This is a genomic window from Pseudomonas sp. 3MA1 (assembly GCF_029237275.1).
Classification (GTDB): Bacteria; Pseudomonadota; Gammaproteobacteria; order Pseudomonadales; family Pseudomonadaceae; genus Aquipseudomonas; species Aquipseudomonas fluorescens_AP.
The window spans coordinates 781,877-803,363 of the sequence record NZ_JAACFX010000002.1 but is presented as its reverse complement, the minus strand read 5'-3'; the positions used below and the strand labels follow the sequence as shown (position 1 = coordinate 803,363).

Below are 21,487 nucleotides of genomic sequence, written 5' to 3'. Positions count from 1 at the left end.
CCGTCAGTGGCCCGGGCGAAAGAAGCGAGCGCTTTAGACCTGGGCGGTACGCAGCTTCTCGCTGCGTCCGCGCAGCCATTCCAGGGTCAGCAGCAGAATCACCGAAAAGGCGATCAGCAACGTCGCCGCGGCGGCAATGGTCGGGCTGAGGTTTTCCCGAATGCCGCTGAACATCTGCCGTGGCAGGGTCGCTTGCTCGGGACCGGCGAGGAACAGGGTCACCACCACCTCGTCGAACGAGGTGGCAAAGGCGAACAGCGCGCCACTGATGACCCCGGGCGCGATCAACGGCAAGGTCACCCGGCGGAACGTGGTCAAGGGCGAGGCGCCGAGGCTGGCCGCGGCGCGCACCAGGTTATGGTTGAAGCCCTGCAGGGTCGCCGACACGGTGATGATCACGAAAGGCACCCCAAGCACCGCATGCACGATGATCAGCGAGAAGAAACTGTTGCCCATGCCCAGCGGAGCGAAGAACAGATAGCTGGCGACACCGATGATCACCACCGGCACCACCATCGGCGAAATCACCAGGGCCATCACCAGCGCCTTGCCGGGAAAGTCGCCGCGGGTCAGGCCGATGGCCGCCAGGGTGCCGAAGACCATGGCCAGCAAGGTCGCGGCCGGGGCCACGATGATGCTGTTCTTCAGGGCCCGCATCCATTCGGCTGATGCGAAGAAGTCCTGATACCAGTGCAGCGAGAAACCCTGCAACGGGTACACCAGAAAACTCCCCGAGTTGAACGACAGCGGGATGATCACCAGCACCGGCAACACCAGGAACAACAGGATCAAGCCGCAGAGAATCCGCAAGCTGTAGAACCAGACCCGTTCGACGGGTGACATGTAGGGGCTCAGCATTTCGATTCTCTCCTTAGCTCAGGCGCAGGCGGCTGGCGCCCACCAGCCAGCTGTAAATCAGATAGAGCACGACGGTCGCCAGCAACAGCAGGCCGCCCAGGGCCGTGGCCATGCCCCAGTTGATGCTGGTGTTGGTGTAGAAGGCGACGAAGTAACTGACCATCTGATCGTTCGGGCTGCCCAGCAAGGCCGGGGTGATGTAGTAGCCGATGGCCAGAATGAACACCAGCAGACAACCGGCGCCGACCCCGGCGTAGGTCTGCGGGAAGTACACGCGCCAGAAGCTGGCGAACGGGTGGCAACCCAGGGAGATCGCCGCACGCATGTAGGTGGGCGAAATGCCCTTCATCACGCTGTAGATCGGCAGGATCATGAACGGCAGCAGGATGTGCACCATGGAGATGTAGACCCCGGTGCGGTTGAACACCAGCTCCAGGGGCTTGTCGATCACCCCCATGGCCAGCAGCGCGCTGTTGATCAGGCCGCCCGATTGCAGCAGCACGATCCAGGCCGCGACCCGCACCAGGATCGAAGTCCAGAACGGCAGCAGCACCAGGATCATCAAGAGGTTGCTCTTGCGCGCCGGCAGATTGGCCAGCAGGTACGCCAGGGGATAGGCCAGGGCCAGGCAGATGGCGGTGATCACCAGGCCCATCCAGAAGGTCCGGGCGAAGATGTCCAGGTAGATGGCCTGGTCCGGGGTGGCCGGGGCCAGTTCGCCCAGGTCATCGATGCGATGGTCCACCGCCGCCAGCAGGTAGTACGGGGTCAGGCTGCTGGTGTTGCGGCGGATCGCCTGCCAGTAGGCCGGGTCGCCCCAGCGCTCGTCCAGGCTTTCCATGGCTTCTTTATAGGATTGGGGCTCGGCCTTGAACGGCAAGGCGCGGGCGGTCTTGGTCAGCAGGCTGCGGTAGCCGGCCAGTTCCATGTTCAGGCGCTTGGACAGATCGCCCAGGGTCTGATTCTTGCGGGCGTCCGCCAGGTCTTCGCTCAAGGCCTTGTAGGCCCCTTCGGCAGGCAGGCCACGACCGTCCCAGGCGCTCACGGCCGCCACCGTGCGCGGCATGCCGCCGACCACTTCCGGGTTGCCGACGCTCTTGTACAGCAGCGCCACGATCGGTACCAGGAACACCAGCAACAGAAACAGCACCAGGGGCGCGATCAGCGCCTGGGCCTTCCAGCGGTTGACCCGCTCGGCGCGGGCCAGCCGCTGCTTCAAGGTCGGGCCGGTGACCGCGTTCAGGGGAACGGTGATGGTCATGACAAACTCCGCGAATCGATCTTTCGAATACAAACCACCGGGCGGCAGGAGCGGGCTTGGCCGCGCATCGAAGGCCGTGCTTCAACATCAAGGTCGATGCTGATGACGCCTTCGCGAGCAAGCTCGCTCCTACAACATCTGGAGATGGTTACTTGGCTGCCCAGGCGTTGAAGCGCTGTTCCAACTGCTCGCCGTTGTCAGCCCAGAAGCTGACGTCGATCTGCACCTGGTTGGCGATGTTTTCCGGGGTGGTCGGCATGTCCTTGAGGATGTCCTTGGCCAGTAGCGGCACGGCCTGGGTGTTGGCAGGACCGTAGGCGATGTTTTCCGAATAGGTTTTCTGCTGCTGCGGCTGGACCGAGTAGGCGATGAATTTCTTCGCCGCTTCGGCGCGAGCCTTGTCCAGGCCTTTTGGAATGGCCCAGGCGTCGAAGTCGTAGATGCCGCCGTTCCACACCACTTTCAGGTTGCTTTCCTTCTGCACCGCGGCGATCCGGCCGTTGTAGGCCGAGCTCATGACCACGTCGCCGGAAGCCAGGTACTGCGGCGGCTGGGCGCCGGCTTCCCACCACTGGATGTAAGGCTTGAGCTCATCGAGCTTCTTGAAGGCGCGATCCTGACCGTCCTTGCCGGCCAGCACCTTGTACACGTCCTTGGGCGCGACGCCGTCGGCCATCAGGGCGAATTCCAGGGTGTACTTGGCGCCCTTGCGCAGGCCGCGCTTGCCCGGGAACTGCTTGACGTCCCAGAAATCAGCCCAACTGCTCGGAGCGGTTTTCAGCTTGTCGGCGTTGTAGGCCAGTACCGTGGACCAGACGAAGAAGCCCACGCCGCACGGCTGGATAGCGCCCTTGACGTAGTCTTCGCTCTTGCCGAACAGGGCCGGGTCCAGTTGCTCGAACATGTCCTCGTCGCAACCGCGGGACAGTTCCGGAGACTCGACTTCCACCAGGTCCCAGGACACGCTCTTGGTGTCGACCATGGCCTTGATCTTGGCCATCTCGCCGTTGTACTCGCCGGCCACGATCTTGCCATTGCCCGCCGCTTCCCAAGGGGCATAGAACGCCTTGACCTGCGCCGCCTTGTTCGCCCCGCCAAAGGACACCACGGTCAGGTCCGGGCCCGCCGCCATGGCGTGCGCCGCACCCATCATGCCCAATGCCAGGGCGGTGAATTTCAGGGATCTCAACATTTATTGTGTTCTCCACGTGCTGGTTGGTGTTGCAGGGGGGCGATCAGTTCGCCTCTAGAAGCGGGTCAAGCGCGCGAACGTGCTCGACTTGCCAGCCAAGCGGCACCACGTCACCCACCGCCAGCGCAGGATCGAGCTCGGCAATCGGCTGTTTCACGAAGAAGTCGCTCTTGCCGCAGACTTCCAGGCGCACCCGGACGTGGTCGCCCAGATAGATGAATTCCGCCACCCTCCCGGAGAAGCGGTTGGCGCAGCTTTCGCTGGAGCCGTTGAGGCTCACGCGCTCCGGCCGGATGGACAGGGTCACAGGCTCGCCGACGCGACCGACGTTCACCGCCAGCGCTTCGACTTTCTCGCCACGCCCCAGCTCCACCACGCAGCGCTCGCCGTTATGGCTGTGCAGGCGGCCGTTGAGACGGTTGTTCTCGCCAATGAAGTTGGCGACGAAGGTGTTCTTCGGCTCTTCGTAGAGGGTGCGCGGCGGCGCGATCTGCTGGATCTCGCCCTGGTGGAACACCGCCACCCGGTCGGACATGGTCAGGGCTTCGCCCTGGTCGTGGGTCACGTAGACCACGGTCACGCCCAGGCGCTGGTGCAGGTGCTTGATCTCCATCTGCATGTGTTCGCGCAGCTGCTTGTCGAGGGCGCCGAGGGGTTCGTCCATCAGCACCAGCTGCGGCTCGAACACCAGGGCGCGGGCCAGGGCCACCCGCTGTTGCTGGCCGCCGGACAGTTGCGCCGGGTAGCGCTGGGCGAAGGCATCGAGCTGGACCATGCTCAGCACGCGCTTGACCCGCTCGCTGATGTCGGTCTTGCCCAGGCCACGCACCGACAGCGGAAAGCCGAGGTTCTCGGCCACGGTCATGTGCGGGAACAGGGCGTAGTTCTGGAACACCATGCCGATGTCGCGCTTGTGCGGTGGCACATTGTTGATGGCACGCCCGGCCAGCTGGATCTCACCGGCGGTCGGCGTCTCGAAACCGGCCAGCATCATCAGGCTGGTGGTCTTGCCGGAACCGGACGGCCCCAGCAGGGTGAGGAACTCGCCTTTGCGAATTTCCAGGTTGAGGTCTTTGACGATCAGGTTCTCGCCGTCGTAGCTCTTCTGCACACCACGAAAACTGACCAGAACATCGTTGGCCCCAGCGCTTGAAACGACCTCGCTCATACCCACACCTTTTGTTTTAGACGGCTGTGGAGCAAGCCTAGTGGAGCGCGTGGGTCAGGCAAATCGGGGCTCAGGAGAGATTCGCCTCAGCCGCCTGGAAGGTTGCCTGTAGGGATTGCCCTACAAGGATGGCGGGATTGGATAAGGGCAGAGGCCAGCGGCAAGCTGCAAGCGGCAAGAAACGGCAAAAGCCCGACAGCGGGGATGTCGTAAATGGATAAGTGCCCTCCCCGGGAGGTGGAGAGGGCACTGCAGAAGGTGTCAGAGCAACTTGTGCTCCATGGCGTACTTCACCAGCTCGGCCAGGGACGTGACGTTGAGTTTTTGCATCAGCCGCGCCTTGTGGGTGCTGATGGTCTTGCTGCTCAGCGCCAGTTGCTGGGCGATGTCGTTGACATTGGCCCCTTGCGCCAGGCGTTCGAAGACCGAGAATTCCCGCTCGGACAGCAGCGAATGCAAAGGCCGGGCATCGGTCAGGCCGACTTCGAAGACCATGCGGTCCGCCAGGTCCGGATCGATGTAGCGCCCACCCGAGGCCACCTTGCGAATCGCGGTCAGCAGCAGCGACGGATCGCTGTCCTTGGTGGCATAACCGGCAGCGCCGATCTTCAGCGCCCGGGCGGCCATCTGCGCCTCATCGTGCATCGACAGCACCAGAATCGCTGGCGGGTTGTGCAGCGCGCGAATCCGCGGAATCGCCTCCAGACCGTTCACCCCGGGCATGGAGATGTCCAGCAGCACCACTTCGCAGCTCACCTGACGCAGGGTTTCCAGCAGTTGCTCGCCGTTGCTCGCCTCCCCCACCACAGTGAGATCCTTGGCCAACCCGATCAGCTGCTTGATGCCCTCACGGACAATGGTGTGGTCTTCGGCTACCAGTACACGGATCACGCGCTTCTCCTCGTTATTCTTCTGGATCCAGGGGCACCCGGACGCTCAAGGTGGTGCCTTCGCCCTGCTCGCTGTGCAGCACCAGGCTGCCGCCCATGATCAACACCCGCTCGCGCATGCCCACCAGGCCAAAGGAGGTCGGGCGCGCCGAGGCGGTGTCGAAGCCCAGACCGTCATCGCTGATGCTCATGCACAGTTCCGCGCCTTCCAGGGTCAGGGACAGCTCCACAGTATGCGCCTGGGCATGACGCATGACATTGGTCAGGGCCTCCTGGAGGATGCGGAACAGGCCAATGGCCTTGGCGTCGCTCAAGCGTGGCAGGTTGTCCGGCACCTGCACCAGGCAAGGAATCTGGGTGCGCGCCTCGAAACGCCGGGCCTGCCATTCGATGGCCGAGGCAATGCCCGCATCGAGGATCGGCGGCCGCAGCGCCGTGGCCACGTCCCGCACCAGTTGGAACAGCTGGGCAATCAGGCGCTTCATGCTGTTGAGGCGCTCATGCAGGCCCGGGTCGAGCTGGGCATAGGCCAGCTCGCACATGGAGGTTTCCAGTTTGAGCACGGTGAGCATCTGCCCCAGCTCGTCATGCACTTCCCGGGCAATGCGGGCCTTTTCTTCCTCGCGCACGCTCTCCAGATGCGCCGACAGCTCGCGCAATTGCTCCCGGGAGCTGGCCAGTTCCAACTCGATGCGCTTGCTTTCGCTGATGTCCCAGACAATGCCGTCCCAGACGAAGGCGCCGTCGTCCAGGCGCCGGGTAATGGCCTTGATCTCGGCCCAGCGCTGCTGGCCCTGACGGGTCAGGATGCGGCCCTGCCAGGACCAGTCGCTGTCGGTATCCAGGGCCTGGTCCTGGGTCTGGTGGTAACTGGCCTTGTCATCCGGGTGCACCAGGCTGCGCAGGCCGGTGTCCCGGTGGGCCAGCACCGCCGGCGGGTAGCCCACCAGGGTTTCGCTGCCTTCGCTGATGTAGGCAAAGTCGACCTGCCCGGTGACCGGCGCCCGCTCCAGGCGAAACACCAGGCCCGGAACGTTGGCGGCGATGCCCTGCAGACGCGCCTCACTTTCACGCAGGGCCGCCAGGGCCCGACGGCGCTCGGTGACGTCGTTGAGATAGACCACCAGGTATTCGCTGTCGCGAAAGCGCAGGAAGCTCAATGACACGTCCGCCGGCAGGATGCTGCCATCCGCGCGCACGCACTCCGTCTCGAAGCTTTGCGCGCCGTCTTCGCTGGCCCGGGCGCGTTTCCACAGGTTGAGCCAGCGGTCCATGTGCAGGTTGGGTTCGAAATCGATCAGCGGCCGGTCGATCACCCCGCCCGACGGATAACCCAGCATCTCCTCGGCGGCGCGATTGGCGTAGCGCACATGGCTGTCCCAGTTGACCCAGAGAATGCCCACGGTGCTCTGGTCGATGGAAAACTGCGTCAGGCGCAGGGCCTCTTCGCTGGCGGCGCGCAGGGCGATGTCCTCGCGAGCCGCCAACAGGCGCTGCTCCAGTCCTCGTTGCTGACGGCGCTGCCAGAAGACGATCGCCAGGCTGGCCAGCAGCAGGATCACCAGCAGCAGGCTGAGGTTCTGCCAGACGCCGGGGGACTGCCCCAGCCGCGGGTACTTGGGCTGCAGCCAGCGACTGTGAAGTTGTTCCAAGTCCTTGGCCGGGATCGCGTGCAAGGCTCTTTCGACGATGCTGGCCAGCTCCGGCCAGTCGCGCCGGGTCGCCACCCGCAACAGCTGCGGCAGGCCAATGTCGCCCACCACCGCCAGCCCGGCGAACTCGGCCTCCGCCGACAAGCGGCTGAGCTGGGCCTCGTCCACTACCGCATAACGGGCCTGCTGGCTGAGCAGCAACTGCAGGGCCTGGCGCTCCAGGGGCACCCCTTGCAGGTTCAGATTGGGATAGGTCTGACGCAGATAATCGGCCACCGCGCTGGGCATCCGCACGGCGACCCGGGCCTGGCTGTCAAGCTTTTCCAGTTCTACCGCGCCGGCCCCCTTGCGCTCCCCCACCACCAGTTGCGGCACACGCATGTAAGGGTCGCTGAACAGCCACAGGCGCAAGCCGGCCGGCGTCTGGGTCAGGCCCGGAGCCATGTCCACTTCGCCATCGCGCAGGGCTCTTTCCAGTTGCGCCTGATCGGGAAAGTTGCGCCAGCTGAGCTCGATCTGCAGCGCCTGGGCCAGCGCCTGCATCAGTTCGACGTTGGCTCCGGACAAACGCTGCAAGCGCCGGTCGTACTGCGCGAAGGGCGCCTGTAGCACCAGCCCCACGCGCAACTCCGGGTGCTGCTCAAGCCATTGCCGCTGCTCCTGGCTCAAGGCCGCCATGGGCCCATGGGGCGTCGGCGCCGCCCAGCCTATCAAGGGAAGGCCGACACAGCCGATAAGCAAAAGGCAGCGAAAAAGCATCATCTGAAGTCTCACACCCTGACAAATACTGACCAACCCATTAGGCTGCCGGAATTACTTCTGGCCTGGAATATCCGATGCCCCTTGTCCACCGCTCGGCACTGCCTGCATTGTGCCTGTCGCTGATCCTGCCCTGGACCTTTTCTGCGCAAGCCGCCGATCCGGCTCCGGAAACCAAGGCCCCCGAGGAACAACCGGCTCAACGCCAACCCCTGCCCGAGCGCAGCCAGGAAGATGCCAGCGCCCTGGCACGTCAGTTGCCGGCCCAGGAGCAACAGCAACTGCAAGCCGGCGGCGACACCTTCCTGGCCCTGTGGAAGCCAGCCAACGCCAGCGACCCCAAGGGCGTGGTGATTATCCTCCCCGGCGCCGGTGAAACAGCTGACTGGCCGCAAGCCGTGGCGCCACTGCGCAACAAACTGCCGGACACCGACTGGGGCAGCCTGAGCCTGACCCTGCCGGACATGCTCAGCGAAGCCGCCCAGGCGCGGGTGGTCGAGGCGGCTCCGGCGCCCACCGACAAGAGCAACACCGCCAAGGATGCCAGCACTGAAGCCAAGCCCATCGAGCAGGTGGCCGGCGGCGAAGCCGAGGTGGCCGATCGCGTGGTCGCGGAAAGTACCGAGGAACAGGTCAAGGCCGATGCCGAGCGTATCTTTACCCGGATCGACGCGGCCCTGGCCTTCGCCGAACAACAGAATGCGCGCAGCATCGTGCTTCTGGGGCATGGCACGGGCGCCTACTGGGCCGCCCGCTACCTGAGCGAGAAGCAGCCCTCGCAAGTGCAGAAGCTGGTGATGGTGGCCGCTCAAGCGCCGGCCAATGGCAAACCGCAACTGGCGGAACTGGCACCCACCCTGAAACTGGCCACTGCGGACTTTTTCTACACCGACAAGAGCACCGCACAGAAAGCCGCCCTGGAGCGACTGCAAGCCAGCAAGCGCCTGAAGCACTCGAACTTCAGCCAGATCCCGCTCAAGGCCCTGCCCGGCAATGCTGCCGCCCAGCAAGAGCAATTGTTCCGCCGGGTCCGCGGCTGGCTGAACCCACAACAGACCGACAGCTGAAGGCACCGGCCGCCATCGCCTGAGTAACGACGGCGGCGCGGCCCAGGCCTATCGATCTCAGCGAAAATCCCGGCGCTGGCGGATCAGGGCATAGGCGCTGTGCAGTTCCCGAGTCTTTTCCGTGGCCTCACGTATCTGCTCCGTACTGGCGCCACTGCCGGCAATCTTGTCCGGGTGATGGCGGCTGAGCAGTCGTCGATAGGCGCGCTTGATCTGCGATGGCTCGCTGGTGGCGGCGACACCCAGCAAGCGTAGTGCCTCCTGATAGGTCAGCGGCGTTTCGGCCAGCGCGCGTCTTGCCGGACCATACTCCTGTGCCAGGGCCTGGATCTGCTCCGACGTCCAGCCCAGCCACTTGCCCCAGAGCTGGATCAGTTCACGCTCGGCCGGCCCTACCCGGCCATCGGCCCAGACCATGCGCCAACAGGCGCGCAACACCCCTTCCGCGGCGTGGGGCTGGGCTCTGAGGCGCCGCAGATAACCGTGCAGACGGTCATTGCCCGACTTGCCCCGGTTGAAAGCCGCGATGGCCCTGCGCTGCGCCGCATCATTCATGTCCAGCGAGCGCATTTCCTGGCGTGCCTGCTGAATGTGCCCGTCCACCACTCGCCCGTCACTTTTCGCCAGGCGCCCCAACAGCACGAACAACAGTTCATCGTTGCGCAACGCAGAGGGTCCACCCAGACGCTCACGCACATGTGCCCAGCTGTGCAGTTGCAGACGCCGGTCCAGCGCCTGCCCCAACAATGCCCCAAGCATGGCCCCCGGAATGCTGGCAATTGCAAAACCCGCTCCGGCTCCGATCAGAGTCCCTGGCCACCACATATCAGCGACTCGCTTGCAGCAGGCGTTCGACCTGCGCCAGGCGCTCGACCGTACCGACGTCGATCCACTGTCCCTGCATGTGCTCGCCGCTGACCTGGTCCCGGGCCATGGCGGCGCGCAGCAGTGGCGCGAGCTTGGAGGGACCGGCCACGCAGCCTTGGAACAAGTCCGGATGCAGGACCGAGATGCCGCTGAAGGTCAGGGCCGCCACACCAGGGCGAGCGTCGTGCAACCTCCCGTCCTCCAGGCAGAAATCGCCACCGCCGGGGTGATGCGCCGGGTTGTCCACCATCACCAGGTAAGCAAGCCCGGTCAGGGGGCGGCGTAGTGTGGCGAAGTCGTAATCGGTCCAGATATCGCCATTGACCACCAGGAACGGTTGCTCGCCCAGCAATGGCAGGGCCTGGAAGATCCCGCCCGCGGTTTCCAGCGGTTCGCCTTCAGCCGAGTAGCGGATGTTCAGGCCCCAGCGCTGGCCATCGCCCAGAGCATCCTCGATCTGCTGGCCGAGCCAGGCGTGGTTGATGACGATGTCGCGAAAGCCTGCCTGTGCCAGAGCCCGCAGGTGGTATTCGATCAGAGGGACGCCGGCCACTGGCAACAGTGGCTTGGGGGTGGTCAGGGTCAGGGGGCGCATGCGCTCGCCCTTGCCGGCCGCCAGAATCATCGCCTTCATGCCTCGCTCCCCGCGGGCTGGCGCAGGCTGCACAGCAACTGTCCAAGTTCGGCCAGCTCGGGACGACGGGCCAGCACCGCTTCTATATAGGCAAAGAAACGCGGCACATCCGCCAGGTAACGTGGCTTGCCGTCGCGATGGCAGATCCGCGAGAAGATCCCGATCACCTTGAGGTGACGCTGCACGCCCATCAGGTCACTGGCGCGCAGAAAGTCTGCAAAATCGTCCTGTACCGGAATTCCCAGCGCCCGGGCACGATTCCAATAGTCGTTGAGCCAGCCGTGGACCCGAGGCTCCGGCCAGCTGAGGAAGGCATCCTTGAACAGGCATGTGACGTCATAGGTCACGGGACCGTAGACCGCATCCTGAAAATCCAGAACGCCGGGGTTCGGTTCACTGAGCATCAGGTTGCGAGGCATGTAGTCGCGGTGCACCAGCACCTTGGGCTGCGCCAGCGCGCTGTCGATCAACAGATCTCTGACCCGCTGCCACTGCTCACGTTGCTGCGCGCTGAAGGTGATCCCCAGTTCACGCCCGACGTACCACTCCGGAAACAGCTCGAGCTCACGGCGCAGGAGAGCCACATCGTAGCTGGGCAGCGGCGCGTCCATCGGCAGTTGCTGAAACGCCAGCAACGCCTGCAATGCGTCGTCAAACAGCGCGGCGGCGTTGTGCTCGTCGATCACGTCAAGATAGGTCTTGTTGCCCAGGTCATTGAGCAGCAGGAAGCCGCGAGCCAGATCCTGTGCATAAATTTTCGGCACGTTGATGCCTGAAGTCGCCAGCAAATGGGCGACATCCACGAAGGGCTGGCAATTTTCCTGGGGGGGCGGGGCATCCATGACCACAAAGCTGCGGTGCGCGCCCTGCCAACGGAAATAACGGCGGAAACTCGCGTCGCTACTGGCCGCGGTCAATGTCGCCGGGGGCACTTCGCCCCAGCCTTGCTCTGCGTAAACAATCGCCAACTGCTCATCGAGCCAAACTTTCAGGTGTTGCAAGCGTACATCTTGGTCAGGCATTACAAGGGTCTCCGACGGCGCTAGCCGTCAAGCGGGTCATGCTTTATTATCCAGCATCTTTTTCAGACCATCGAGAGGCGTGCGGCCCACACCGCGGGCAGATGGCACGCAGGAAGCCCGGACTAATAAGATGGCATTGAAATCCCCCGCGTTTCGTAAAAAATTCCCGTTGCTGGTTACCGGCGGTTTGCTGGCCCTGCAACCTCTAGCCACTTCCTTCGTGGTCGCCGCGGAACAGTATGACTGCTCAGTCTCTGCTTCGGGTGGCTGGGCCTGTGCGCCGAAAGCCAGCGCAGCCCAACTGCCTCCACGGCCGATTCATGACGCCAACTCGGTCAGTTCCAGCAATGCCACCGACAGCGGCGCAGCGGATCAGGCTGCCGGCGACAAGCCCGTGCTGGTCACTGAAGCCAAGGGCCGTGGATTGAAGTCCCGCAGTGCGGACTATAGCCACCTCGACTGGGTGCCGCGTGAGAAGCTCACCGCCGCTCAATTGGCCGAGACCGGTCCTTACTGCTCTGGTTCCTATATCGAACCGATTCGTCCTGGCATGAATGACAAGACGAATAAAAGTGACGCCCCGACCTTTATCGGCGCCAAGGCCTCGCGTTATCAGCAGGAAGAACAAGTGGCCACCCTGGCCGGTGACGTGGTCATGCGCCAGGGCAGCATGCAGGTCGAGGCCGACGAGGCCAACCTGTACCAGGCCGAGAACCGCGGCGAGCTGAGCGGCAACGTGCGCATTCGCGACAACGGCACGCTGATGGTCGGCGACCACGCCGACGTGCAGCTCGACACCGGTGAAGCCAAGGTCGACAACGCCGAATACGTGATGCACAAGTCGCGGGTGCGGGGCAGCGCGCTGTACGCCAAGCGTGCGGAAAACGCCATCATCCGCCTCAAGGATGGTACGTACACCACCTGCGAACCGAACAGCAACGCCTGGCAGCTCAAGGGCAACAACATCACCTTGAACCCGGCCACCGGCTTCGGCACCGCGACCAACGTGACCTTGCGGGTCAAAGATATTCCGGTGCTCTACACCCCGTATATCTACTTCCCGATCGACGACCGTCGTCAGTCCGGCTTCCTGCCGCCGAGCATCAGCAGTGGCAGCGACACCGGCTTGATGCTGGTCACGCCGTACTACTTCAACCTGGCGCCGAACTACGACGCCACGTTGTACCCTCGCTACATGGCCAAGCGCGGCCTGTTGATGGAAGGCGAATTCCGTTACCTGACCAAGAGCAGCGAAGGTCAGTTCGGCGCGGCCTACCTCAACGACGACGATACCGATCGCAGCAAGCAGACCGACTACGAAAAAACCCGCTACATGCTCAACTGGCAGCACAAGGGCGGGCTTGATTCGCGTCTGATGACCGAAGTCGACTACACCAAGATCAGCGATCCTTATTACTTCCAGGATCTGCAGACTGATCAGCTTGGCGTGAAGTCGGCCAGCGACTACGTCAACCAGCAAGGCGCCGTCACCTATCGTGGCGATGACTACACTGCGCGCCTCAACGTACAGGCGTACGAGCTGGCCAGCGTGTCCAACATCACCCCGTACAACAGACTGCCGCAGATCACCTTCAATGGTGCGCTGCCGTACCATCCGCAAGGTCTGGATTTCACCTACGAGACCGAGCTGGTCCGCTTCGAGCGCGACCTGATGAAAGGCAACTACTTCGACAAGGATGGAGGCCCATTCGATGCTAACGGCATTGCGATCGGGACTCGTCGCCTGGATGAAAACGTTGCCGGCCTTGCGCGCTCCAACGGCGATCGCCTGAACCTCAAGCCTGGAGTCAGCCTGCCGCTGAACTGGAGCTACGGCTACCTGACACCATCCCTCAAGTACATGTACACCCAGTACAACCTTGATCTGGATGCGCAAGGCAAAGGCGACTTGGTCAGCAATAGAAATAACGCCTCGGCATTGGGCGAGTCCTACAAGAGCTCGCAAAACCGCGGCGTCCCAATCGCCAGCCTCGACGGCGGCCTGTACTTCGATCGCAATACCCAATGGTTCGGCAAGAACTACCGCCAGACCCTGGAGCCGCGCGCGTTCTACCTCTATGTCCCCGAGGAAGATCAGAAGGACATCCCGGTGTTCGATACCGGCGAATACACCTTCAACTATGCCTCGCTGTTCCGCGACAACCGCTTCTCCGGTTCGGACCGCGTCGGTGACGAGAACAAGTTGTCCCTGGGTGTAACCAGCCGCTGGATCGAGGACAACGGCTTCCAGCGTCAACGCATCAGCGTCGGCCAGGCTCTGTACTTCAAGGACCGCACTGTCCAGCTCCCGGGTATCGACTACCGCACCCGCGCCGACGCCACGTCCAACGTCTCGCCTTACGCGCTTGAATACGAATACCGCTACAACCGCGACTGGCGTACCACTGCCGACTACAACTGGGACCCGGACAGCCACAGCCCGCGCTCCGGCAGTGCGATGCTCCACTACCAGCCTGAAGACAACCCGAACAAGGTTATCAACGCCGGCTATCGCTATCGCAACGACCAGATCCGCTATGACCAGAACAGCGGCACCTGGAAAATGGGGGGCGACTACGGCACTCCGGGCCAGCCTGGCTACGTGAAGGACTACTACAAGATCCAGCAGCATGACTTCTCGGTGATCTGGCCGATCGTGCCGCAATGGAACGCCATCAGCCGTTGGCAGTACGACTACAACCGTAACCGCACGCTCGAGGCCTTCGGTGGTTTCGAATACGACAACTGCTGCTGGAAACTGCGCCTGATCAGCCGTTACTGGGTCAAGTATGACGAGTTCAGTCAGAACGCTCCGGAGAACGAGAAAGGCGACCGCGGCATCTTCCTCCAAATTGTTCTGAAGGGTCTCGGTGGCGTCATGGGCACCAAAGTAGAGAGCTTCCTCGACAAAGGCATCCAAGGTTATCGTGAACGTGAAGACCAAGCTTTCTGATTGTCTGCGCCCGCTGATGCTGGGCGCGCTGTTCCTGAGTACCGCGGCCAGCGCCGCGGTGCAGTCCATCGACAAAGTGGTGGCCATCGTCGATAACGACGTGGTCATGCAGAGCCAGTTGGACCAGCGGGTTCACGAAGTCCAGCAAACCATCGCCAAGCGTGGCGGTGGCGTACCGCCTACCAGCGTCCTGGAACAACAGGTTCTGGAGCGTCTGATCGTTGAAAACCTGCAACTGCAGATTGGCGAACGTTCCGGCATCCGCATCACCGATGAAGAACTGAACCAGGCCATCGGCACCATTGCCCAGCGCAACAGCATGAGCATCGAGCAGTTCCGTGCCGCCCTGGCCCACGACGGCCTGTCTTATGAAGACGCTCGTGATCAGGTGCGCCGCGAGATGATCATCAGCCGCGTGCGTCAACGCCGTGTGGCCGAACGCATTCAGGTATCGGAGCAGGAAGTGAAGAACTTCCTGGCCTCGGACCTGGGCAAGATGCAGCTCTCCGAAGAACTGCACCTGGCCAATATCCTGATCCCGACCCCGGAAAGCGCCAACTCCGAAGCGATTCAGAGCGCCGCTCGCCAGGCCATGGACGTGTACCAGCAACTCAAGCAAGGTGCGGACTTCGCCCAGCTGGCGATTGCCCGCTCCGGCAGCGACAACGCCCTGGAAGGCGGCGACATGGGCTGGCGTAAAGCCGCTCAACTGCCCCCTCCTTTCGATCGTGAACTGAGCGCAATGGCCGTGGGCGATATCACCCAGCCCGCGCGCACCCCGGGCGGTTTCATCATCCTCAAGCTGCTGGACAAGCGCGGCGGCGGCAATCAGGTGCGTGACGAAGTGCATGTACGCCACATCCTGATCAAGCCGAGCGAAATTCGCAGCGAAGAAGAGACCAAGCGCCTGGCGCAGAAGCTCTACGAGCGCATCGAAGCCGGCGAAGACTTCGCCGAACTGGCGAAAAGCTACTCGGAAGACCCAGGCTCGGCGCTCAACGGCGGCGATCTCAACTGGATCGACCCGAACGCCCTGGTGCCGGAATTCCGCGAAGTGATGGCCAAGACCCCACAAGGTCAGCTGTCCAAGCCATTCAAGAGCCCTTATGGCTGGCATGTACTGGAAGTCCTTGGCCGCCGCGCCACCGACAGCACCAGCCAGGCCCGTGAGCAACAAGCCATGACCGTCCTGCGCAACCGCAAGTACGACGAAGAGCTGCAGACCTGGTTGCGGCAGATCCGTGACGAGGCCTACGTCGAAATCAAGCTGCCTGGCGCTGAACAGGCGGCACAGTGAAACCCAGACGTTTCGCTCTGACACCCGGCGAACCGGCGGGTATAGGTCCTGACCTATGCCTGCTGCTCGCCTCGCAACCCCAGCCCCATCCCCTGATTGCCATCACCAGCCGCGACCTGCTCCTTGAGCGGGCCGCGCAGCTTGGCGTGGCAGTCAATCTGCTGCCGGTGACCCTGGAGCAACTGCCGACCGACCCCGCCCCCGCGGACAGCCTGTATGTCTGGGACACCCCCCTGGGCAAACCGGTGATCAGCGGCCAGCTGGACCAGGCCAATGCCGCCTTCGTCCTGGAAACCCTGACCCGCGCTGGCCAGGGCTGCCTGGACGGGCACTTCGCCGGCATGATCACAGCCCCCGTGCACAAGGGTGTGATCAACGATTCCGGGATCGCCTTTTCCGGACATACCGAATTTCTCGCGGACCTGACTCACACCGAGCAGGTGGTGATGATGCTGGCCACCCGTGGCCTGCGCGTGGCCCTGGTGACCACCCACCTGCCCTTGCGGGAGATTGCCGACGCCATCACCGTCGAACGCCTGGAACGGGTCACACGGATCCTGCATGCCGACCTGCAGCACAAGTTCGGCATCCCCCGGCCACGCATCCTGGTGTGCGGGCTCAACCCCCATGCCGGGGAAGGCGGACACCTGGGCCGCGAAGAAATCGACATCATCGAACCCACCCTAGAGCGCCTGCGCAAAGAAGGCATGGACCTGCGCGGTCCATTGCCAGCCGACACTCTGTTTACCCCCAAATATCTGGAGCACTGCGATGCAGTGCTGGCGATGTACCACGACCAAGGCTTGCCCGTGCTGAAATACAAAGGCTTCGGCGCGGCCGTCAATGTGACGCTCGGCCTGCCGATCATCCGCACCTCCGTCGACCATGGCACCGCCCTGGATCTGGCCGGCAGCGGCAAGATCGACACCGGCAGCCTGCAGGTCGCCCTGGAAACCGCCTACCAGATGGCCGAGAACCGTTTATGAGCGAGCAATACCAACACCGGGCGCGCAAGCGCTTCGGCCAGAACTTCCTGCACGACGCCGGCGTCATCGACCGCATCCTGCGGGCCATCCACGCCAAACCCGAAGACCGCATGCTGGAAATCGGCCCGGGCCAGGGCGCCCTGACCGAAGGCCTGCTGGGCAGCGGCGCGCAGCTGGACGTGGTGGAGCTGGACAAGGACCTGATCCCGATCCTCAACCAGCAGTTCGCCGGCAAGAGCAACTTCAACCTGCACCAGGGCGATGCCCTGAAGTTCGACTTCAACACCCTGGGCGCGGCGCCAAGCAGCCTGCGGGTGGTCGGCAACCTGCCCTACAACATCTCCACTCCGCTGATCTTCCACCTGCTGCAGAACGCCGGGCTGATCCGCGACATGCACTTCATGCTGCAAAAGGAAGTGGTCGAGCGCCTGGCCGCCGGTCCCGGCGGCGGTGACTGGGGCCGCCTGTCGATCATGGTCCAGTATCACTGCCGCGTTGAGCATCTGTTCAACGTTGGCCCCGGCGCCTTCAATCCGCCACCGAAAGTCGATTCGGCCATCGTGCGCCTGGTGCCCCACGCGGTACTGCCACACCCGGCCAAGGATCACCGACTGCTGGAACGCATCGTGCGCGAAGCCTTCAACCAGCGCCGCAAGACCCTGCGCAATACCCTCAAGGCCCTTCTCAGCAGCGCCGAAATCGAAGCCGCCGGCGTCGATGGCAGCCTGCGCCCCGAGCAATTGGACCTGGCGGCTTTCGTGCGCCTGGCCGACCAGCTGGCCGACCAGCCCAAACCTGCCGCCGACTGAGCCTGACCTCTGCCCGAGATCGGGTAGGACGCCGGACGGGATGTCTGGTTTACTACCCGGTACTTGACCTAGACTGAGCCCCATCAGCTTTGTCCCGCGCCCCGCTTTGCTTTAAAGGCCTCTTGCATGTCCGATCCTCGTTATCAGGTCGATGTCAGCGTCGTCACCCGCTTTCTGGCAGACCAATCGCAACCCGAGCAGAACCGCTTCGCCTTCGCCTACACCATCACCGTTCATAACAATGGCTCACTCCCGGCCAAGCTGCTGTCTCGGCACTGGGTGATCACCGACGGCGACGGTCATGTGGAAGAAGTGCGCGGCGCCGGTGTGGTTGGCCAGCAACCGCTGATCGCCGCCGGTCAAAGCCACACCTACAGCAGCGGCACCGTGATGACCACCCGGGTCGGCAACATGCAGGGCAGTTATCAGATGCTCGCCGAGGACGGCAAACAGTTCGACGCCATCATCGCGCCCTTCCGCCTGGCGGTCCCCGGAGCCCTGCACTGATGGCAACCTACGCTGTCGGCGACCTGCAAGGCTGCCTGGGGCCGCTGCAGTGCCTGCTTGAACAAGTCGCCTTCGACCCGGCCCGGGATCGCCTGTGGCTGGTGGGCGACCTGGTCAACCGTGGTCCGCAGTCACTGGAAACCCTGCGCTACCTGTACTCGATCCGCGACTCGCTGGTCTGCGTGCTGGGCAATCATGACCTGCACCTGCTGGCGGCCTGGCGCAACATCGAGCGCTTGAAAAAGTCCGATACCTTGCGCGAGATCCTTGAGGCCCCCGACTGCGAAGAGCTGCTGCAGTGGTTGCGCCAGCAAAAACTGATGCACTACGACGAAGCCCGCCATGTGGCCCTGGTGCATGCTGGCATTGCTCCCCAGTGGTCGCTGAAAAAAGCCCTCAAGTGCGCCGCCGAGGTGGAAGAAGCGCTTCGCGACGACAACCGCTTCGAACCCTTTCTGGACGGCATGTACGGCAACGATCCGGCGAAATGGGACAGCGACCTCAAGGGCGTGACCCGCCTGCGGGTCATCACCAACTATTTCACCCGCATGCGCTTCTGCACCAGCGAGGGCAAGCTCGACCTCAAGAGCAAGGAAGGACTGGATACCGCCCCAGCCGGCTATGCCCCCTGGTTCAGTCACAAAGAGCGCAAGACCCGGGACCTGAAGATCATCTTCGGCCACTGGGCGGCCCTGGAAGGCCAGAGCAACGAGCCCGGCATTTTCGCCCTCGACAGCGGCTGTGTCTGGGGCGGGGCCATGACCCTGCTGAATGTCGACAGCGGCGTGCGCACTACCTGTGATTGCGATGCCCAGGGACACCCCGCACACCCCTCCTCCACCCCCTTGCCTGTCTCGGCACAGCGCTAATCGGCGCTGACTATCAAGCTCCAGGAGCCCGCCATGAGCGAATTCAAACGCATCCCTCCAGAACAGGCCCAGGCCCTGCGCGAACAAGGTGCTGTGGTAGTGGATATCCGCGACCCGCAAACCTATGCCCTGAGCCATATCAGCGGTTCGCAGCATCTGGATAATCACTCCATTTCCGAGTTCATTCGCGGCGCCGACCTGGACGCCCCGCTGGTGGTGGTCTGCTATCACGGAAACTCCAGCCAGAGCGCCGCCGCGTATCTGGTGAGCCAGGGCTTCTCCGACGTTTACAGCCTCGACGGTGGCTTCGAACTGTGGCGCAGCACCTACCCGACGGAAATCGCCCAGGGCACCGCCGAATAATTTTTTTCCCGAGCTCCAGCCCGCGTACTACGTGGGCTGACGCGCCACCGGACGAACGGTAGTGCGCAACTAATTCCCCATCTCGCCTTGACCTCCCGGATTCCGAACTATCCTTAGCCTCAGGCCATCCAAATCAGGGGAGAGCCGGTACACCGGCGAGCGGGTCATCGGTACTAGCTTTCAAGGTCGATAGCTTTGGAAGTGTTCTGGGGGGTAAACAGCAGCTGGAAACTCAGCTGCATGCCAGCACTTGACTGACTGATCCGACGCCGGCTCCACGTATCGAGCGAGGTGACGTCATGAGTATTTTTAGCCACTTCCAACAGCGCTTCGAATCCACACGCCAGGAAGAATTCTCACTGCAGGAATACCTGGAGCTGTGCAAGAAAGATCGAAGCGCCTATGCATCCGCCGCCGAACGCCTGCTATTGGCCATCGGCGAGCCAGAACTACTGGACACTTCGACCAACTCGAGGCTGTCACGAATCTTTTCCAACAAGGTGATCCGGCGTTATCCGGCCTTTGAAGACTTCCATGGCATGGAAGAGTGCATCGACCAGATCGTCTCCTACTTCCGACACGCCGCTCAGGGCCTGGAAGAGAAGAAGCAGATCCTCTACCTCCTGGGCCCGGTGGGCGGTGGTAAGTCGTCCCTGGCCGAGAAACTCAAGCAACTGATCGAGAAAGTGCCCTTCTACGCCATCAAGGGCTCCCCGGTCTTCGAATCGCCACTGGGGCTGTTCAACGCCACGGAAGATGGCGCGATTCTCGAAGAAGATTTCGGCATTCCTCGGCGCTATCTCAACACCATCATGTCGCCCTGGGCCACCAAGCGCCTGGCGGAGTTTGGCGGTGACATCAGCCAGTTCCGGGTGGTGAAACTGTACCCGTCGATTCTCAACCAGATCGCCGTGGCCAAGACCGAGCCCGGGGACGAGAACAACCAGGACATCTCGGCGTTGGTCGGCAAGGTGGATATCCGCAAGCTGGAAGAATTCCCGCAGAACGATGCCGACGCCTACAGCTACTCCGGGGCGCTGTGCCGGGCCAACCAGGGCCTGATGGAATTCGTCGAGATGTTCAAAGCGCCTATCAAGGTGCTGCACCCACTGCTGACCGCCACTCAGGAAGGCAACTACAACAGCACCGAGGGGCTGGGGGCGATCCCCTTCACCGGTATCCTGCTGGCCCACTCCAACGAATCGGAATGGCACACCTTCCGCAACAACAAGAACAACGAAGCCTTCATCGACCGTATCTACATCGTCAAGGTGCCTTACTGCCTGCGTGTCAGCGATGAGGTGAAGATCTACGACAAACTGCTGTTCAACAGCTCCCTGGCCAAGGCCCATTGCGCCCCCGACACCCTGAAGATGCTGGCGCAGTTCACCGTGCTGTCGCGCCTCAAGGAGCCGGAGAACTCCAACATCTACTCGAAGATGCGGGTCTATGACGGTGAAAACCTCAAGGACACCGATCCCAAGGCCAAGTCGATCCAGGAATACCGCGACAGCGCTGGCGTCGATGAGGGGATGAACGGCCTGTCGACCCGGTTCGCCTTCAAGATCCTGTCGAAAGTCTTCAACTTCGACCCCCACGAGGTGGCGGCCAACCCGGTGCACCTGCTGTATGTGCTGGAACAGCAGATCGAGCAGGAACAGTTCCAGGCGGAGACCCGTGAGCGTTACCTGCGTTTCCTCAAGGAATACCTGGCGCCGCGCTATATCGAGTTCATCGGCAAGGAGATTCAGACCGCTTACCTGGAGTCCTACAGCGAGTACGGCCAGAACATCTTCGACCGCTATGTGCTCTATGCCGACTTCTGGATTCAGGATCAGGAATACCGCGATCCGGAAACCGGCGAGATTCTCAATCGCGTGGCCCTCAACGAGGAGCTGGAGAAGATCGAAAAACCGGCCGGCATCAGCAACCCGAAAGATTTCCGCAACGAGATCGTCAACTTCGTCCTGCGCGCCAGGGCCAACAACAACGGCAAGAACCCCACCTGGCTCAGCTACGAAAAACTGCGGGTGGTCATCGAGAAAAAAATGTTCTCCAACACCGAGGACCTGCTACCGGTCATCAGCTTCAACGCCAAGGCCAGCAAGGAGGATCAACAGAAACACAACGACTTCGTCACACGAATGGTCGAGCGCGGCTACACCGACAAACAGGTTCGGCTGCTGTCCGAATGGTATCTGCGGGTTAGAAAGTCGCAGTAAAGCAGCTGCAAGCTTCTAGCTGAAAGCTGCAAGAGAAACGTGGTTGAACCCCGATCCCGGGATCTGACGGCGCGTTCACTTGTGGCTTTAGGCTTACGACTTGAAGCTCCC

At 62.7% G+C, this 21,487-nt stretch carries 18 protein-coding genes; 9 read left to right on the top strand and 9 right to left on the bottom strand.

The genetic code is table 11. The features are described 5' to 3' along the window. Nucleotides 1-33 precede the first annotated feature (33 nt). From GWQ44_RS08815 to GWQ44_RS08790, 6 genes are all read right to left on the bottom strand, one after another. The gene (locus GWQ44_RS08815) at nucleotides 34-858 is read right to left on the bottom strand and encodes an ABC transporter permease (protein WP_016963813.1); all 825 of its coding nucleotides are present in this window, start codon (nucleotides 856-858) and stop codon (nucleotides 34-36) included. Between the two features lie 13 nt (nucleotides 859-871). Beyond that, nucleotides 872-2,119, bottom strand: a complete 1,248-nt coding sequence (locus tag GWQ44_RS08810) for an ABC transporter permease (protein ID WP_016963814.1) — start codon at nucleotides 2,117-2,119, stop codon at nucleotides 872-874. 148 nt (nucleotides 2,120-2,267) lie between these two features. After that, nucleotides 2,268-3,311, bottom strand: coding sequence for an ABC transporter substrate-binding protein (locus tag GWQ44_RS08805; protein WP_016963815.1), 1,044 nt, complete (start codon nucleotides 3,309-3,311; stop codon nucleotides 2,268-2,270). Between the two features lie 43 nt (nucleotides 3,312-3,354). Next, entirely contained in the window at nucleotides 3,355-4,479 is a 1,125-nt protein-coding gene (locus GWQ44_RS08800; RefSeq protein ID WP_016963816.1) for an ABC transporter ATP-binding protein, read from the bottom strand. Between the two features lie 261 nt (nucleotides 4,480-4,740). Beyond that, nucleotides 4,741-5,370, bottom strand: a complete 630-nt coding sequence (locus tag GWQ44_RS08795) for a response regulator transcription factor (RefSeq protein WP_016963817.1) — start codon at nucleotides 5,368-5,370, stop codon at nucleotides 4,741-4,743. Between the two features lie 13 nt (nucleotides 5,371-5,383). Continuing rightward, nucleotides 5,384-7,783 (bottom strand): transporter substrate-binding domain-containing protein, encoded by a 2,400-nt coding sequence (locus GWQ44_RS08790; RefSeq protein WP_275927052.1) that lies wholly within the window; start codon nucleotides 7,781-7,783, stop codon nucleotides 5,384-5,386. Between the two features lie 74 nt (nucleotides 7,784-7,857). Between GWQ44_RS08790 and GWQ44_RS08785 the strand changes: the two genes are divergently transcribed. Further along, a complete protein-coding gene (locus tag GWQ44_RS08785; protein ID WP_275927051.1) occupies nucleotides 7,858-8,847 on the top strand; it encodes an alpha/beta hydrolase family protein in 990 nt (329 codons plus the stop codon). Nucleotides 8,848-8,904: 57 nt separating this feature from the next. Here GWQ44_RS08785 and GWQ44_RS08780 read toward each other — a convergent pair whose 3' ends face one another. From GWQ44_RS08780 to GWQ44_RS08770, 3 genes are read right to left on the bottom strand one after another with little or no spacing between them, the layout of a single operon-like run. Further along, nucleotides 8,905-9,672, bottom strand: a complete 768-nt coding sequence (locus GWQ44_RS08780) for a TerB family tellurite resistance protein (RefSeq protein ID WP_103742290.1) — start codon at nucleotides 9,670-9,672, stop codon at nucleotides 8,905-8,907. Between the two features lies 1 nt (nucleotide 9,673). After that, nucleotides 9,674-10,348 (bottom strand): N-acetylmuramate alpha-1-phosphate uridylyltransferase MurU, encoded by a 675-nt coding sequence (gene murU / locus GWQ44_RS08775; protein ID WP_275927050.1) that lies wholly within the window; start codon nucleotides 10,346-10,348, stop codon nucleotides 9,674-9,676. Then, on the bottom strand, nucleotides 10,345-11,370 hold the full coding sequence (locus tag GWQ44_RS08770; RefSeq protein ID WP_275927049.1) for a phosphotransferase: 1,026 nt from the start codon (nucleotides 11,368-11,370) through the stop codon (nucleotides 10,345-10,347). Before GWQ44_RS08770 ends, murU begins: the two co-directional genes overlap by 4 nt. 130 nt (nucleotides 11,371-11,500) lie before the next feature. Here GWQ44_RS08770 and GWQ44_RS08765 point away from each other — a divergent pair, with 130 nt between their 5' ends. The 8 genes from GWQ44_RS08765 (at nucleotide 11,501) to GWQ44_RS08730 (ending at nucleotide 21,376) form a co-directional block, all read left to right on the top strand. Next, complete coding sequence (locus GWQ44_RS08765) at nucleotides 11,501-14,323, top strand: LPS-assembly protein LptD (RefSeq protein ID WP_016967930.1); 2,823 nt, start codon at nucleotides 11,501-11,503, stop codon at nucleotides 14,321-14,323. Beyond that, the gene (gene surA / locus GWQ44_RS08760) at nucleotides 14,304-15,620 is read left to right on the top strand and encodes a peptidylprolyl isomerase SurA (protein ID WP_042942111.1); all 1,317 of its coding nucleotides are present in this window, start codon (nucleotides 14,304-14,306) and stop codon (nucleotides 15,618-15,620) included. The genes GWQ44_RS08765 and surA overlap by 20 nt, the downstream gene beginning before the upstream one ends. Continuing rightward, nucleotides 15,617-16,606 (top strand): 4-hydroxythreonine-4-phosphate dehydrogenase PdxA, encoded by a 990-nt coding sequence (pdxA, locus tag GWQ44_RS08755; protein WP_016967933.1) that lies wholly within the window; start codon nucleotides 15,617-15,619, stop codon nucleotides 16,604-16,606. The genes surA and pdxA overlap by 4 nt, the downstream gene beginning before the upstream one ends. Next, nucleotides 16,603-17,415: a 16S rRNA (adenine(1518)-N(6)/adenine(1519)-N(6))-dimethyltransferase RsmA gene (gene rsmA, locus GWQ44_RS08750; RefSeq protein ID WP_016967935.1), complete on the top strand. Its 813-nt coding sequence runs from the start codon at nucleotides 16,603-16,605 to the stop codon at nucleotides 17,413-17,415. The genes pdxA and rsmA overlap by 4 nt, the downstream gene beginning before the upstream one ends. 126 nt (nucleotides 17,416-17,541) lie before the next feature. Then, on the top strand, nucleotides 17,542-17,922 hold the full coding sequence (apaG, locus tag GWQ44_RS08745; protein WP_016967937.1) for a Co2+/Mg2+ efflux protein ApaG: 381 nt from the start codon (nucleotides 17,542-17,544) through the stop codon (nucleotides 17,920-17,922). After that, the gene (locus GWQ44_RS08740; RefSeq protein ID WP_275927048.1) at nucleotides 17,922-18,791 is read left to right on the top strand and encodes a symmetrical bis(5'-nucleosyl)-tetraphosphatase; all 870 of its coding nucleotides are present in this window, start codon (nucleotides 17,922-17,924) and stop codon (nucleotides 18,789-18,791) included. The genes apaG and GWQ44_RS08740 overlap by 1 nt, the downstream gene beginning before the upstream one ends. A gap of 33 nt (nucleotides 18,792-18,824) precedes the next feature. Further along, complete coding sequence (glpE, locus tag GWQ44_RS08735) at nucleotides 18,825-19,154, top strand: thiosulfate sulfurtransferase GlpE (protein ID WP_016967941.1); 330 nt, start codon at nucleotides 18,825-18,827, stop codon at nucleotides 19,152-19,154. A 299-nt stretch (nucleotides 19,155-19,453) separates the two neighbouring features. Continuing rightward, nucleotides 19,454-21,376, top strand: coding sequence for a PrkA family serine protein kinase (locus GWQ44_RS08730; protein WP_016967942.1), 1,923 nt, complete (start codon nucleotides 19,454-19,456; stop codon nucleotides 21,374-21,376). Nucleotides 21,377-21,487: the final 111 nt, after the last annotated feature.

Bases quoted from the DNA above. Each gene is read 5' to 3' on its own strand.
- GWQ44_RS08815 (WP_016963813.1), bottom strand. From the start codon at position 858: ATGCTGAGCCCCTACATGTCACCCGTCGAACGGGTCTGGTTCTACAGC.
- GWQ44_RS08810 (WP_016963814.1), bottom strand. From the start codon at position 2,119: ATGACCATCACCGTTCCCCTGAACGCGGTCACCGGCCCGACCTTGAAG.
- GWQ44_RS08805 (WP_016963815.1), bottom strand. From the start codon at position 3,311: ATGTTGAGATCCCTGAAATTCACCGCCCTGGCATTGGGCATGATGGGT.
- GWQ44_RS08800 (WP_016963816.1), bottom strand. From the start codon at position 4,479: ATGAGCGAGGTCGTTTCAAGCGCTGGGGCCAACGATGTTCTGGTCAGT.
- GWQ44_RS08790 (WP_275927052.1), bottom strand. From the start codon at position 7,783: ATGATGCTTTTTCGCTGCCTTTTGCTTATCGGCTGTGTCGGCCTTCCC.
- GWQ44_RS08785 (WP_275927051.1), top strand. From the start codon at position 7,858: ATGCCCCTTGTCCACCGCTCGGCACTGCCTGCATTGTGCCTGTCGCTG.
- GWQ44_RS08780 (WP_103742290.1), bottom strand. From the start codon at position 9,672: ATGTGGTGGCCAGGGACTCTGATCGGAGCCGGAGCGGGTTTTGCAATT.
- murU (WP_275927050.1), bottom strand. From the start codon at position 10,348: ATGAAGGCGATGATTCTGGCGGCCGGCAAGGGCGAGCGCATGCGCCCC.
- GWQ44_RS08770 (WP_275927049.1), bottom strand. From the start codon at position 11,370: ATGCCTGACCAAGATGTACGCTTGCAACACCTGAAAGTTTGGCTCGAT.
- GWQ44_RS08765 (WP_016967930.1), top strand. From the start codon at position 11,501: ATGGCATTGAAATCCCCCGCGTTTCGTAAAAAATTCCCGTTGCTGGTT.
- rsmA (WP_016967935.1), top strand. From the start codon at position 16,603: ATGAGCGAGCAATACCAACACCGGGCGCGCAAGCGCTTCGGCCAGAAC.
- apaG (WP_016967937.1), top strand. From the start codon at position 17,542: ATGTCCGATCCTCGTTATCAGGTCGATGTCAGCGTCGTCACCCGCTTT.
- GWQ44_RS08740 (WP_275927048.1), top strand. From the start codon at position 17,922: ATGGCAACCTACGCTGTCGGCGACCTGCAAGGCTGCCTGGGGCCGCTG.
- glpE (WP_016967941.1), top strand. From the start codon at position 18,825: ATGAGCGAATTCAAACGCATCCCTCCAGAACAGGCCCAGGCCCTGCGC.
- GWQ44_RS08730 (WP_016967942.1), top strand. From the start codon at position 19,454: ATGAGTATTTTTAGCCACTTCCAACAGCGCTTCGAATCCACACGCCAG.